The sequence below is a fragment of the Rhizobium sp. MHM7A genome, assembly GCF_005862215.1.
Taxonomy (GTDB): Bacteria; Pseudomonadota; Alphaproteobacteria; order Rhizobiales; family Rhizobiaceae; genus Rhizobium; species Rhizobium bangladeshense.
On the sequence record NZ_VCHT01000002.1, the window covers coordinates 202,836 to 217,403 of the forward strand.

Annotated in this window: 11 protein-coding genes and 1 pseudogene; 9 read left to right on the plus strand and 3 right to left on the minus strand. The window is 60.5% G+C overall.

Features of this window, described 5'->3' with window-relative positions:
- The first annotated feature begins 320 nt into the window (after positions 1-320).
- Positions 321-1,994 carry a hypothetical protein gene (locus FFR93_RS09195; protein WP_138393010.1) on the plus strand — a complete coding sequence of 558 codons (1,674 nt, stop codon included), beginning with the start codon at positions 321-323 and terminating at the stop codon, positions 1,992-1,994.
- A gap of 56 nt (positions 1,995-2,050) precedes the next feature.
- On the opposite strand, the pseudogene FFR93_RS41360 reads toward FFR93_RS09195, so the two are convergent.
- Positions 2,051-2,253 (minus strand): annotated as a pseudogene (locus FFR93_RS41360) (hypothetical protein); the annotation flags it as partial.
- A 106-nt stretch (positions 2,254-2,359) separates the two neighbouring features.
- On the opposite strand from FFR93_RS41360, the gene FFR93_RS09205 reads away from it, so the two are divergent.
- Entirely contained in the window at positions 2,360-4,039 is a 1,680-nt protein-coding gene (locus tag FFR93_RS09205; protein WP_138393011.1) for a formate--tetrahydrofolate ligase, read from the plus strand.
- A gap of 128 nt (positions 4,040-4,167) precedes the next feature.
- Here the strand turns inward: FFR93_RS09205 and FFR93_RS09210 are convergent, their stop codons facing one another.
- Positions 4,168-5,121: an extensin family protein gene (locus FFR93_RS09210; RefSeq protein WP_138393013.1), complete on the minus strand. Its 954-nt coding sequence runs from the start codon at positions 5,119-5,121 to the stop codon at positions 4,168-4,170.
- Between the two features lie 268 nt (positions 5,122-5,389).
- Between FFR93_RS09210 and FFR93_RS09215 the strand changes: the two genes are divergently transcribed.
- From FFR93_RS09215 to queF, 6 genes are all read left to right on the plus strand, one after another.
- Positions 5,390-7,639, plus strand: a complete 2,250-nt coding sequence (locus FFR93_RS09215; RefSeq protein WP_138393015.1) for a TonB-dependent hemoglobin/transferrin/lactoferrin family receptor — start codon at positions 5,390-5,392, stop codon at positions 7,637-7,639.
- Between the two features lie 268 nt (positions 7,640-7,907).
- Positions 7,908-10,097: an anthranilate synthase gene (locus FFR93_RS09220; RefSeq protein ID WP_138393017.1), complete on the plus strand. Its 2,190-nt coding sequence runs from the start codon at positions 7,908-7,910 to the stop codon at positions 10,095-10,097.
- A 153-nt stretch (positions 10,098-10,250) separates the two neighbouring features.
- Positions 10,251-10,490 carry a hypothetical protein gene (locus tag FFR93_RS09225; RefSeq protein WP_064705780.1) on the plus strand — a complete coding sequence of 80 codons (240 nt, stop codon included), beginning with the start codon at positions 10,251-10,253 and terminating at the stop codon, positions 10,488-10,490.
- 12 nt (positions 10,491-10,502) lie between these two features.
- Positions 10,503-11,213 carry a DUF2161 family putative PD-(D/E)XK-type phosphodiesterase gene (locus FFR93_RS09230; RefSeq protein ID WP_138393018.1) on the plus strand — a complete coding sequence of 237 codons (711 nt, stop codon included), beginning with the start codon at positions 10,503-10,505 and terminating at the stop codon, positions 11,211-11,213.
- Between the two features lie 171 nt (positions 11,214-11,384).
- Complete coding sequence (emfA, locus tag FFR93_RS09235; protein ID WP_138393019.1) at positions 11,385-12,299, plus strand: CDF family cation efflux transporter EmfA; 915 nt, start codon at positions 11,385-11,387, stop codon at positions 12,297-12,299.
- Positions 12,299-12,763: a preQ(1) synthase gene (gene queF, locus FFR93_RS09240; protein ID WP_138393021.1), complete on the plus strand. Its 465-nt coding sequence runs from the start codon at positions 12,299-12,301 to the stop codon at positions 12,761-12,763. The genes emfA and queF overlap by 1 nt, the downstream gene beginning before the upstream one ends.
- Positions 12,764-12,889: 126 nt before the next feature.
- Here the strand turns inward: queF and FFR93_RS09245 are convergent, their stop codons facing one another.
- Positions 12,890-13,657: a DUF2076 domain-containing protein gene (locus FFR93_RS09245; RefSeq protein WP_064705776.1), complete on the minus strand. Its 768-nt coding sequence runs from the start codon at positions 13,655-13,657 to the stop codon at positions 12,890-12,892.
- Positions 13,658-13,887: 230 nt separating this feature from the next.
- Here FFR93_RS09245 and FFR93_RS09250 point away from each other — a divergent pair, with 230 nt between their 5' ends.
- Positions 13,888-14,472 (plus strand): ATP-dependent Clp protease proteolytic subunit, encoded by a 585-nt coding sequence (locus FFR93_RS09250; protein WP_064705775.1) that lies wholly within the window; start codon positions 13,888-13,890, stop codon positions 14,470-14,472.
- Positions 14,473-14,568 lie beyond the last annotated feature (96 nt).

Consider the following 14,568-nt stretch of genomic DNA (forward strand, 5'->3'; position numbering starts at 1 on the left):
GGCAGCCTGAATGTTAACGCTATCAAATACACAAACACCGCTGGATGCTAGTCCCAATCGGCTTATCTCAGGCCAATTGGTTCAAATCGTGTAGAAATAGTCACGACTGCTCGCGCATCGGTTGAGCTGCAGCCTATGCAAGTAACGTTGTGGTATCTTTGACTTCTCCTGCCGCAGGATAGTTTTGGATTCATCGTGCCATGGTCCGGGAAAGAATCATGCCGGAAAAGCCCGGGCGGCCGGAGGCGTCGAAATCTGGCTTGCTGCGGCGCAATGCAATTGATAAGCGTATTGTCATGTATAACTGAGGCGATTTAATCGTGCGTCTTGCATTCAGCCTGCATCTGAAGCATCTGTTTTCTCTCATCTTACTTGTTTTTCTTCTGTTGGGTTTGCCGATCGGTGCAGTGGCCTCGCAGGCTGCCGGGGAGAAGAAGCCGGCAGGGCAGCCGCCGATGCGCTTCATCCTCGTCCACCATCTCCTCTGCATGGAAGAGTGTCCGGGATGGATATCGGCAGAGGGACGCATAACCTCAGACACGCCCGCGCAGCTGCGAAAAATCCTCAAGAAGATCGGTAACCGAAAGCCGCCGATCGTCTTCCGTTCCGAGGGCGGTGATGTCGATGCCGCCTATGCGATGGGCCGGATGATCCGCAAAGCGGGTCTGGAAACGGCGGTAGGAGGCACAAGACTGAAGGATTGCCCGGCTGACGATCTGCGCTGCGATGCCGCCATCGCAAAGGACGGGACCGCACTGGGTAACACCTATTCGGACGGCGCATATTGTTTTTCCGCCTGCCCGCTGGCCTTCGCGGGCGGTACGTCGCGTGTCGCGTCGCAATGGGCTTTCATCGGGGTTCACCAGATCACGACGATCTATAACAAGGTGCGCGTCTCCTACCGTATCGAATACAAGATCGTGAACGGCAAGAAGAAGGAGATCTCCCGCAAAGAAGTCGCGCGCAAGTCGGCGGGGCAGAGCAGTTCCACCAAGCTCGGCAAGAAGGCGACCGTGGCGCTCACGAGCTACTTGAAGGAGATGGGGGTCGAAAAGGATCTGCTGGATCACATGATGAGCGCCACGCCTGACAGCATCAAGATCGTGCCGCCCGCCGAGGCAACTCGAATAGGCCTTATGACCGACATGCTGTCTTACAGTGAATGGCCAGGCATGCCGCGTTGTGCACCGGATGCAGCCGCCGAGGCGGTCTGCCACAGTCGGAGCGTGAAGACGCCTGTGGCTGAGGCGCCGGTATCGCAGGCATCCGCGCAGAATGCGTCCGGAGGCGCAAGCGAGAGCCTGCCGAAAACTCGGCCCATGGATTTTCTCCTGATGTCCAATGGCAATTGCCTGGAAGAGTGCAGACAATGGATTTCCGCGGACGGAGACATCACGCCGGATACGCCAGCTCAGCTGGAAGCGGTCCTGAAGACGCTCGGCGAAAGGAAGCTGCCGATCGTTCTTCAGTCCAATGGCGGGGATATGGATGCGGCCTTCGCCATGGGGCGCATAATCCGCGCTGCAGGTCTGGAGACTTCGATCGGTAGAACGCAGTTGCCGAATTGTCCAAAACTGGACCCGCGTTGCAAAGCCAGTATCGCCAAAAGCGGATCGACAGAGGGCGAAGTTTTCGCTGGCCGTGCGCATTGTCTTTCGACCTGTACTCTCGTCTTGATGAGCGGAACGCCGCGGATTGTCGGGTATTCAGATATCGGCCTCGTAAGGCCAACAACGAGTCAATATACGAAATTCTTCGCCTATTTTGACGAGATGGGCGTCAGTGCAGAGACATACGAGACGATGATGCTTGCGACATCGATCGAGCGAGAGAAGTTACTTCCCTCTCATGCGTTCAAGCTTGGCGTCATCAATGGTATCATTCCTTATGATGAAGAGCCCGGCTTGCACGTCTGTGGACCGGAGGCGAAGGAAAGTCTCCGATGCCCCAGAAATCAGAAGCCTGAAATCACCCCTGCGGCTTTGGCAAACTGATATCGGCTGCGGAAGGGCACTCTCGGTCGCCGACCTGAATGTGTCTTCCCGCCTCGTCAATCCTTGTCCTTCAGATCATTTTCGATGTGACGCTCATCAGCTTCTCTGGGAAGCCCGGTATCACGGCGCCGAAGGCCAGGTGAATGGGCGTCGGCCACATGATCTTGCTGTCGTCATATTGGTCGGCATTGAGGAAGACCTGCCGCAAATGGATGGAGGAGATGGCGACGATCGAGGAGGCGACCTTGATCTTCAGGGAGCGTGGCGCCTGCGGGGCGAGCGCTATTCACAGCTTGCCGATATTTCGATATCCCAATGCGAGGACAACGCCTTCGCGCCCGCGCAGGCCGGGACGGGGTAGATCCATGCCATCAATCAAATCCGATATCGAAATCGCGCGCGCCGCGGCCAAGAAGCCGATCTTCGAGATCGGGGCGACGCTCGGCATCGCGGCCGAGCAGCTTGTTCCCTATGGTCACGATAAGGCAAAGGTCAGCGCCGAGTTCATCGCGGCGCAAGCGGAAAAGAAGGATGGCAAGCTGATCCTCGTTACCGCGATCAATCCGACGCCGGCGGGCGAGGGCAAGACGACGACGACCGTCGGCCTCGGCGACGGTCTGAACCGGATCGGAAAACGGGCGATCGTCTGCATACGCGAGGCGTCGCTCGGCCCCTGCTTCGGGGTTAAGGGCGGGGCGGCCGGCGGCGGTTATGCGCAGGTCGTGCCGATGGAAGACATCAACCTGCATTTTACCGGCGATTTCCATGCGATCACCTCGGCACACAATCTGCTGGCGGCGATGATCGACAACCACATCTACTGGGGCAACGAAGAGAATATCGACATCCGCCGCATCACCTGGCGGCGGGTGATGGACATGAACGACCGGGCTCTGCGAAGCATGGTCTCCTCGCTTGGCGGCGTCGCCAACGGCTTTCCGCGCCAAGGCGGTTTCGATATTACCGTTGCTTCCGAAGTGATGGCGATCCTTTGCCTCGCCACTGACCTCAAGGATCTGGAGCGGCGGCTCGGCGACATCATCATCGGCTATCGCTTCGACAGGACGCCGGTCCATGCGCGTGACCTGAAAGCCGACGGCGCCATGGCCGTGCTGCTCAAGGATGCGATGCAGCCGAACCTCGTGCAGACGCTGGAAAACAATCCGGCCTTCGTGCACGGCGGCCCCTTCGCCAACATCGCCCATGGCTGCAATTCGGTGACAGCGACGAAGACGGCGTTGAAGCTCTCCGATTACGTGGTGACGGAAGCGGGCTTCGGGGCGGACCTAGGCGCCGAGAAGTTCTTCAATATCAAATGCCGCAAGGCCGGGTTGAAGCCGGATGCAGCCGTCATCGTCGCCACCGTCAGAGCGCTGAAGATGAACGGCGGCGTGAAGAAGGAGGATCTCGGCACGGAGGATGTCGCGGCGCTGAAGAAGGGCTGCGCCAATCTCGGCCGGCACGTCGCCAATGTGCGCCGCTTCGGCGTACCCGTCGTCGTAGCGATCAATCATTTCGTCACAGATACCGATGCCGAGATCGCGGCGGTGAAGGAGTTCGTATCGCGGCTCGGCGCCGAAGCGATCCTCTGCCAGCACTGGGCGAAAGGTTCGGCCGGAATCGAGGAACTGGCACACAAGGTGGTGGAGTTGGCCGAATCCGGGCAGGCGAAATTCCAGCCGCTCTATGGCGACGATATTTCTCTGCTCGAGAAGATCGAAATCGTCGCGTCGAAGATCTACCATGCCGGCGAGGTGACGGCCGACAAGGCGGTGCGCGACCAGCTACAGACATGGGAGGAGCAGGGCTACGGCAAGCTCCCGGTCTGCATGGCGAAGACGCAATATTCCTTCTCCACCGATCCGAACCTGCGCGGTGCGCCGGAAGGCCATATCGTCTCGGTGCGGGAGGTGCGGCTTTCGGCCGGCGCGGGCTTCGTCGTCGCAATTACGGGCGAGATCATGACGATGCCCGGCCTGCCGAAATCGCCGTCGGCGGAGCGGATTTTCCTCAACGACCAAGGCTATATCGAAGGATTGTTCTGATCGAAGGATGGAAAGGGCCCGGACGCGGCCTCTCGCTCCCTTCTCCCCGCTAGGGAGAAGGGCGAATGCGGCGCCGTCGCCCTTCTGGCCGGCTCTCGCTTGACGGCATGCCTCACGCGCTGAAGCCATCAATGGCAATAGCGGTAGCCACCCTTTCTTTCGATCACGTCGAGATGGAAATGGGTTTCATGGGCGGCGTCGCTTTCGGGGTCGAGGACGGTGGTGAAATAGAGGCAGCCGGCGGCGCTGACGGTGCGCTGGAAGGCGCCGGTTAGCGTCGGGTCCTCGCGGCGGGAGCGGACGGCGACATCCTCGCCCTTTTTGAAGTGGAAGCTCACAATATCGATGGCGTTGCCGCGGGCATGCTCGGAGATCTTGCCTGTTTCGGAGCCGTTGCGCAGGCGGCACATATAGGCCGTAGCCTGGTTGACAGCGGTAATGCGGCCCTGCTCCGGTAGGGCGGCGGAAGCGGCGGGGATGACGCTCTCCTTGATCCAGCGGGCAAGGGCGAGTGCGGCGGGGCACCGGATCGTCGCTTCCGGTTTCAGCGTGATACCGGGCAGGGCTTCGGAGACGATGATCGGCTTGTCGATGCCGCAGCCGTTGCCGTCGTCGATACGCGGCGCTTGCCGGAAGACGACACCCAGGGCCTTGAGTGCGGTGGTGCATTCGGCGTGCGCGGCATCGCTCTCCGGTTCAATCGTCAGATTCTGCTCTTCAAGCGTCTGCTCAGCGGGCGGCTTGTCCTCCTCCGCGGGCGTAGGTGGACTTTGGGGCATGTCCGGCGGCAGCGGTGGGCCCTGCATTGGTTCTGATGGCTCGGGTTTTGCCGGTGCGGTCTGAGGCGTTGGTATCTGGCCTGATGCCGGCGCCTCAGGCTCCTTGATATCCGGTTTCGGCTGAGGAGCGGGGACCTCTTCAGGCGTGGGCGGTTCCGCCTTTTCCGAAGACGGGGCGATGGGGCTGGTCACGGGGGCGGCATCGGGCCTAGGCTGGGGCAATGGACCTTGTGGTGGCAGGCGGGCGCCGACAAGAAAGACAGTAGCGGCGAGAAGGATCGCCAATGTCGAAAATTTTCTCAACGCATCCGCTTCCTAGTGTCCGTGGCTAGAAACAACGCTTGAGAACGCTTTTCGTTGCAATTGTGCAACGTCCTTGAAGAACGCTAAAACTTGATCTCAATATTCAACATAGTGCGGCAGCTTATGTTGACAATCGTCCTCATGTTTTTTATGCGGCGAAAAGAAGGCGGAATTCTGCTTCGTCTTTATCCGTAAAAGCCCAGCCAGCCCATCGAGCGTTCGACCGCCACGACCAGCCAGCCCGGTAATCATCATTAGAGGGTAGGTTATGATCATCCGGCATTGGCGCTCGGTTCTATTGGTCTGCACGGCAGCCGTTCTTCCTGTTTCGCAGTCTTTCGCGCAAAGCGCCTCGGCAACGATGCCACAAGCGACGGCCGATGACACCACTGTCCTGCAGAAGATTGTCGTCAAGGGCAAACGCGTGGCTCCGGGCAGCGTCGCCGACACGCCGCTCGCCACCGAAATCACCAAGAAACAGCTAGAAGAGAAACAGGTTACCAATTTCGACGATATCGGCCGCAGCGTCGATGCAGGCGTCAACTATTCGCGCGCCGATGCGGGCTTTAATCTGCGCGGCTTATCCGGCGCTCGCATCTTGACCACCATAGACGGCATTCCGATTCCCTATATTTCGAACAGCTCGCGCCAGGGCGCTTTTGCGCCTGCCAACGCCAATGGCGGCGGCGATACCTTCGATTTCGATTCCCTGTCGTCGCTCGATATCGTGCGCGGCGCGGATTCGAGCAAGGGCGGTTCGGGCATGCTCGGCGGCGCCATCGTTCTCAATACGCTGGAGTCGGAAGATCTCATTCCGGAAGGCCGAGATTGGGGCGCGATCGTGAAATCGACCTATGACAGCGAAGACCGCAGCCTTTCCGGCTCGGCCGCCGCCGCCAAGAAGATCGGCGGCACCTCGATCCTGTTCCAGGGCGGCTACCGCAAAGGCCATGAGCGGGCGAACATGGGCAACAATGACGTTTACGGCGCTCGTCGGACCGAGGCGAATCCTGCCGATTTCGACCAGAACAACCTGCTCTTCAAACTGCGTCAGGAGCTGGAAGGCGGTCATCGCATCGGCTTGACGGCGGAACGCTTCCGCCGCGACCTAGAAACCGACCTGCGCCATCTTCAGGGAGGAACCAGCCCCCGCAACTTCATGATGGACAATTATGACGGGCGCGAACAGCGTGACCGCGATCGCGTATCGCTCGACTACGATTATGAAGCGCAGTCTTCCGACGCGTTCTTCAGCAGTGCGCGCGCCACACTTTATTGGCAGGATTTGAAGAAGGAGGCCGGCAGCGAAGGCCGTACGACCGCCAATGTTGCCTATGGCCGCAATAACGAGATCGAAACCGAAACCTGGGGCTTCAGCGGCACCGCGACGAAGGATTTCGAATATTCCGGTCTCAGCCACTCCGTTCGCGTCGGCCTTGACGTCGGCGTCTCCAGCTGGAGCCAATATAGCTGGGCTCTGTGCCCCACGTCGACGACTTGCCCGTCGCTGAACAACCAGGCGGAAGTGCCGAATGTGGACAGTCATAACCTTGGGCTAGTTGTCGAAGACAAGATCGAGATCGGCAATACCGGCTTCACGCTGACGCCCGGCTTCCGCTTCGACTGGTTCAACTACGATCCCTCGACCGGCGGCGGTTTTGCAAACAATACCGGCCTTACCCGTTTCGGCGATCTTCGCGACCGAACGGAAGCCGCCATGTCACCGAAGATCCTTGCGACATACGACCTGACGCCTGATGTAGAGCTTTACATGCAACTTGCCGTCGGCTTCCGCGCACCGACGGTGGATGAGCTTTACAGCCGCTTCTACAACCCTACAGGCCGCTACGCCCAACTCGGCAATCCTGATCTGGAACCGGAAATCGGCCGCGGCATCGAAATCGGCGCCAATTTCGACACGGGCGATTTTACCGGCCGGGTCGCGGCTTTCCATACCCGTTATCAGAACTTTATTGAGACGGTGACGAGCGTTGACGCGACAGGCTTTACTGAGTTCAATTATACGAACGTGGCCGCGGCGACGATCTCGGGCATTGAAGCAAGCGCCGTCAAGACCTTTGACAACGGCATCAATCTGCATGCCTCGCTTGCCTATGCCTATGGCAGGAATGAAGAGACCACGCAGCGCCTGCGCTCGGTGGCGCCGTTCAAGGCGATCATTGGCGGCGGCTGGAGCAATGAGACCATCGGCTTCGACCTTTCCTCGACGCTTTCGGCCGGCATGCTGACCGACCACCTCAATACCGTCGGCACGACCCCCGATACGACCTTCGATGCGCCTGGTTATGCCATCGTGGATTTGACCGGCTGGTGGACGCCGGAACAGCTGCCGGGCCTGCGCGTTCAAGCTGGTGTCTACAACATCTTCGACCAGGAGCACTACAACGCGCTCGCCGTGCGCGACGTCAATCTCAACTCGGCGACGGCGTCGCAGCCGCGGGAATGGTATTCCGAGCCGGGCCGCACATTCAAGGTGTCGCTAACCAAGACCTTCTGATTGCCGTCCATACTTTCGAGGCTGGGGGAGGGGCGGCTTTTGGGCCGCTCTTTTTTCGTTACGCAATCGCCTCTTGCGCGGCGGCTGATCTCAGGCTAACAATTTTTCATGATCAAGTCCTTGAACATCGCTGTTTGGTGGTGGGCTCGCTGAGGCGGCCTCGACCAATCGTGTCCAAAGACGACGACGAGTGAGCCGCCCGAAACTTCGAGGCGGCTTTTTTGTTTATCGCCGCCTGTCGTCCGGGCCCCGATAACGGAGTGGAACTATGGTAACGATCCTTCGGGATGATGGTGCGGAAATCTACGAGACCAAGGGTGGCATCACTGTCACCCGGCAGCGGCGGGCGATCCCCTATGCCGACGCGGTCTCTTCCTATGTCGACAAGCTCGACGAGCGCCGCGGCGCGGTCTTCTCGTCGAACTACGAATATCCGGGCCGTTATACGCGCTGGGATACCGCCGTCGTCGATCCGCCGCTCGGCATCTCCTCCTTCGGGCGCGACGTCTGGATCGAGGCCTATAACGAGCGCGGCGAGGTGCTCCTCGGCTTCGTGACCGAGCGGCTGAAGACGGTGCCCGAGCTCGTGCTCGGCGCCTCCTCCGCCCGTCGCCTCGACCTCTCCGTCAAGACGCCGGACCGGGTATTCACCGAGGAAGAGCGCTCGAAGATGCCGACCGTCTTCACGGTACTGCGTGCCGTCACCGACCTGTTCTATTCGCAGGCGGATGCGAGCCTTGGACTCTACGGCGCCTTCGGCTACGACATCGCCTTCCAGTTCGATGCGATCGATCTGAAACTGACGCGGCCTTCCGATCAGCGCGATATGGTGCTCTATCTGCCGGACGAGATCCTCGTCGTCGACAACTATGCCGCCAAGGCCTGGATCGACCGCTATGATTTCGAGAGGGACGGTGTAACGACCGAAGGCAAGGCCGAGGATATCGCGCCGGAGCCCTTCAAGCACACGGATGCCATTCCGCCGAAGAGCGACCATCGGCCGGGCGAGTATGCCGAGCTCGTCACTAAGGCGAAGGAAAGTTTCCGCAAAGGCGATCTCTTCGAGGTTGTGCCTGGGCAGAAATTCATGGAGCGCTGCGAAAGCAAGCCTTCCGATATTTCCAAGCGGCTGAAGGCGATCAATCCCTCGCCCTATTCCTTCTTCATCAATCTCGGCAATCAGGAATATCTGGTTGGCGCCTCGCCCGAGATGTTCGTGCGTGTCTCCGGCCGCCGCATCGAGACCTGCCCGATCTCGGGCACGATCAAGCGCGGCGACGATCCGATCGCCGACAGCGAGCAGATCCTGAAGCTCCTGAATTCGAAGAAGGACGAATCCGAGCTGACCATGTGCTCGGACGTCGACCGCAACGACAAGAGCCGCGTGTGCGAGCCCGGTTCGGTCAAGGTGATCGGCCGCCGGCAGATCGAGATGTATTCGCGCCTCATCCACACGGTCGACCATATCGAGGGGCGACTGCGTGACGACATGGATGCCTTCGATGGCTTCCTGAGCCACGCCTGGGCGGTCACCGTGACCGGGGCCCCGAAGCTCTGGGCTATGCGCTTCATCGAGAGCCATGAAAAGAGCCCGCGCGCATGGTATGGTGGGGCGATTGGCATGGTCGGCTTCAATGGCGACATGAACACCGGCCTGACGCTGCGCACCGTGCGCATCAAGGACGGCATCGCCGAAGTGCGCGCCGGCGCGACGCTGCTTAACGATTCCATTCCTGAGGAAGAAGAAGCCGAAACCGAATTGAAGGCCTCTGCCATGCTTTCCGCCATACGAGACGCCAAGACCGGCAATTCCGGCAAGATCCAGCGCGACGTCGCGAGCGTCGGCAAGGGCGTCAGCATCCTGCTCATCGACCATGAGGATAGCTTCGTCCACACGCTCGCCAATTATTTCCGCCAGACGGGGGCGACGGTTTCAACCGTCCGCACACCGGTGCCGGAAGAGATCTTCGATCGGCTGAACCCCGATCTCGTCGTGCTGTCGCCAGGGCCTGGAACGCCCAAGGATTTCGACTGCAAGGCGACGATCAAAAAAGCGCGGGCGCGTAACCTGCCGATCTTCGGCGTCTGCCTCGGCCTGCAGGCGCTCGCCGAGGCGTATGGCGGGGAACTGCGCCATCTGGCGCTTCCGATGCATGGCAAGCCGTCGCGAATCCGTGTGCTGGAGCCGGGCATCGTCTTCTCCGGTCTTTCAAAGGAGGTGACGGTCGGCCGCTACCACTCGATCTTCGCCGACCCTTCGACCCTGCCGCGTGAATTCATCATCACGGCGGAGAGCGACGACGGCACGATCATGGGCATAGAGCATGCCAAGGAGCCTGTCGCCGCGGTGCAGTTCCATCCGGAATCGATCATGACACTCGGCGGCGATGCCGGAATGCGGATGATCGAGAACGTCGTGGCGCATCTGGCGCGCAAGGTGAAGACAAAGGCTGCTTGACGGCGATTGCGCCGCTCTTCCTGCTTGCGGGAAGGGCGGCGCGGGCATTCCTACGTGGATTCAGTGGTCGGTGCGGGACAGTATGGCGGAGCCCGGTTGACTTTATCGGACAAATCAGAACATTTCAGGAACGATCAATCGGAGCCAGTTGCCGTGGCCAATGCTGAAAAGTTCATCATCCTCCCTTACCGCAAGAACCGCGGCAATCTCGTGCCCGGCGAAATGCGCCAGGCATCCAATTCCATCAGCGCGGAAAAGATCGCTTTGGCGATGGCCGAGCGCTTCGTCGGCGTTGCGGCCTACGCGGTCATCGTCGACGAAGAAACAGGCGACATGACCTCGCCGCGCCTGCTTGCGCGATACGGCGAGATTGCCGATCTCAACGCCGCCTGAGGCACGTTTTCGATGGAGACGTCGCTCTACCTGCCGGTCAAAGCTTTTCTCGAGGCGGCCGGTTACGTCGTGAAGGGTGAGGTCGGCAGATGCGATCTCGTCGGCTTGAGCGAAGGTGAGCCGCCGGTCGTAGTCGTCTGCGAACTCAAGCTCTCCTTCAACCTCGAACTGCTTCTCCAGGCAGTCGACCGGGCGTCGATGAGCGATGAGGTCTGGATCGCAGCGCGCGTTTCGGTCAAGGGGCGCGGGCGGGAGACCGACAAACGCTATCGCGACCTCTGCCGGCGGCTCGGCATCGGCATGCTAGGCATTTCCGACGGCGGCGAAGTCAGCGTCATCGTCAGCTCCATCTCTCCTATGCCGCGCACCAATCCAAAGCGGCGTTCACGCCTCGTCAGCGAGCACCAACGCCGACGCGGCGATCCCGTTGTTGGCGGCGGTTCGCGGGCGCCGATCATGACGGCTTACCGCCAGCAGGCGCTGCTCTGCGCGGCAGCACTTGAGCAGGGACTCAAGCGACCGCGGGAGATGAAACTGATCGCACCCAAGGCGGGGCCAATCCTGCGTGACAACGTATACGGATGGTTCGAGCGTACGGAAAAGGGGGTTTATGCTTTGACGTCAGCCGGCCAAGCCGCTCTTGTGCGCTGGCCGCAGCCCGTGCTTTCGGAGCTGGCGCCCTTGAGCGGTGCAGTGCCCGGCAACGAGAGTGCGGCAATCTGATTTCGCTTGGGCGGAGCGACCGCTGGAAAGGGCGCGCCATTTGCTTTGACAAATCCTCCAGCATCGCCCATACCACCCTCAACTGGACCGCCTGCGCGACATTCGCGTGGGCGGTTTTGCATTTCAATGGCCTGGATCCTGCTATTCACTCGCAACCGCAGGAGGACAGATATGAGCGACAACGGCGATCTTACGGTTCGGAAGCTGGCGATGTGGGGCATCCCGCTGTCGCTCGGCGTCATGGGGCTGAAGATGGTGGCCTGGTGGGTGACCGGCTCGGTGGCACTGCTGTCGGACGGGCTCGAATCGATGGTCAACGTCGTTGCCGCCTTCATCGCCTTCTTTGTTATCCGTTATGCGCAGAAGCCGGCCGATCATGACCATCCCTTCGGCCATCACAAGGCGGAATACCTATCCGCCGTCACCGAAGGTGTGCTGATCGTCGTCGCCGCGCTGCTGATCGTCAAGGAGGCTATCGGCTATCTCGCCGAGCCGCGCATGCTCGATGCACCGGCGCTTGGCCTTGCGGTTAATTTTGCCGCAGGCCTCATTAATGCGGTCTGGGCGCGCCTGTTGATCCGGACCGGACGCAAGCATCGATCGGCGGCGCTGACGGCGGACGGCCAGCATATCATGTCGGATGTGGTGACGTCGGTCGGCGTACTCGTCGGTCTGCTCCTGGCGCTGGCGACAGGCTATGCGATCTTCGATCCGGTGCTTGCCATCCTTGTTGCCTGCAATATCCTCTATCAGGGCTGGAAGGTGATCTCGCAATCGATCGGCGGGCTGATGGACCAGGCTGTTAAGCCGGAGGAGGAGGAGGCGATCAAGCAGGCGATCGCCACCCATGCAGAGGGCTCGATCGGCGTGCATGACCTAAAAACAAGGCGGGCGGGCACCGTCACCTTCATCGATTTTCATATGGTGGTGCCGGGCTCTATGTCCGTGAGGCAGGCGCATGATATATGCGATCGCCTTGAGGATGCCATCAGCGCCGTGCATGAGGGCGCCAAAATAGCCATTCATGTGGAGCCGGAGGGCGAAAAAGCCCATGGCATCCGCGTCAAAGTCGTCAAGGAGGCATGATGCCGAATACAGATGTTTCCAGCCTGTCTATGCTGGGCCACCAGACCGAAACCGCGAATTCGCCGGAGGAGGCGGTGCTGGAAAAAGTACCGTCCAATCATGCCGGCACAGAATACGTGGTGCGTTTCACCGCGCCGGAGTTCACCTCGCTCTGCCCGATGACCGGGCAGCCGGATTTCGCCCATATCGTCATCGACTATATTCCGGGTGAATGGTTGGTGGAATCGAAGTCGCTGAAGCTCTTCCTGCATTCCTTCCGCAATCACGGCGCCTTCCACGAGGATTGCTCGATCTACATCGCCAAGCGCATCGTCGAACTGCTCGATCCCAAGTGGCTGCGGATCGGCGCCTACTGGTATCCGCGCGGCGGCATTCCGATCGACGTGTTCTGGCAGACGGGCAAGCCGCCTGAAGGCGTGTGGCTGCCTGAGCAGGGCGTCGCCACCTATCGTGGACGTGGGTGAGCCGCGGTGTCGCCTAAGGCGGCAGCAATCGATCCCGTGCATCGATTGCAGCGGCGAACGCCCTGAGCCATAGTGAAGGGCCGGTCAACGGTGCGGCAACCGCTACCCGTCTTCACCCGCTAAACCTCAAACATCCGTAACGTCGGCGGACGAGTCGTCGCTGTAATCGTCGCCGTCGTCGTAATCCGCCTGCTGGACATTGTCGTCATTGTCATTGCCGGCATTATCCGATGCCTGGCGGGTGTCGTCGTTGCCAAAAAAATTGTTGATAACGGTTTCCTCGTTGGGGGCGCTGGCATTGCCGAAGGGGTTGGCGCCAAAGGGCGAGCCCCAGCCAAGCGAGGACATGTGGTTGCTGAAGATGCCGCTCAGCGAATTGGCAAGCAGCATGCCTCCGGCCACACCGGCCGCCGTGCCGAGCGCGCCGCGCAGGAAGCTGCCGCCGGCAGACGGCGCGGAGGCCTGCTGGCTCCACGGGCCGCTCGGCTGCTGCGGCATCTGGCGAGCGTTGCTGTCGTAGCCGCGAGATTCGTCATAGGAACGCGACGGCTGACCCCAGGGGCCGGGGTTGGAGGGGACGGGCGCGGGCTGCTGCGTCTGGGTGTTGCCGAAGATCGAGCTCAGGAAACCGCCGCCCTGTTCGGCCTGGTGGTGCTCGCTGGCGCCGGCTTCGAGCTGTCGGACACGCTCCTCGAGCTCCTTGATGTGGTTTGCGGCAGCTTCCAGCCCCTTTTCCTGCACGATAACGGCCTGGGCAAGATAATAAGTGGCCGACGGCTGCTCGCGCGTTGCCTGCTCGATCAGGGCTTCGGCCTCGCGGTCACGCGGCTGGGCTTGCGCCGTGCGCACGCGGTCGAAGAGGGCTGTCAACAATTGGCGTTCTTCCGGTGACATATCCTGTCTCCTGTTGATCTCGGATGGCGGTGCCATGAGAGGGGTGAGGTAGGAACCGATTCAGGCTTTTCAAAGCCTTCCACCGTTACATTTCAGTAAGGCTTGCGGAACGGCGCGCGGCTTCTTAAGGATATCTCCACCGCTTCCGTGCCTTGTGTTTTTCCCGCATTGTTTTAGGCATTGAGTCGCACTATGTGCGAGGAACCCGAATTCATCTCCGAGAGGGCCGAATGAACGACGAAGAACAGGACGACAAGACGAAGGAACTGCCGCTCGGCAAGGAAACGGAGGCGAATCTTTTCAAGTCGCGTTCGATCTTCATCTATGGACCGATCAACCAGGAACTGGCGCAGAAGGTCTGCTCGCAGCTCGTGGCGCTTGCCGCGGCCAGTGACGATGACATCCGCATCTATGTCAATTCGCCCGGCGGCCACGTCGAATCCGGCGATTCCATCCATGACATGGTCAAGTTCATCAAGCCGAAGGTCTGGATGATCGGCACGGGCTGGGTCGCTTCCGCAGGTGCGCTGATCTATGTGGCGGCTCCGAGGGAGCGGCGTCTGTGCCTGCCGAACACGCGCTTCCTGCTGCATCAACCGTCGGGCGGCACGCGCGGCATGGCATCCGACATCGAGATCCAGGCACGCGAGATCATCAAGATGAACGAACGCCTGAACAAGATCATGGCGGAGGCAACCGGCCAGCCGCTCGACAAGATAGCCAAGGATACGGATCGCGACTATTGGCTGTCGGCGGAAGAGGCGAAGGACTATGGCCTCGTCTCGCGGATCGTCACATCGCAGGCCGATATCTGAGCTTTCCCAGCCTAAACAGTTGAACCGCCCTTGCCTGCCGATCGCAGGCAAGGGCGGTTTGTTTTTGGATGATGCTTATGCTTGCCCATACCGCTG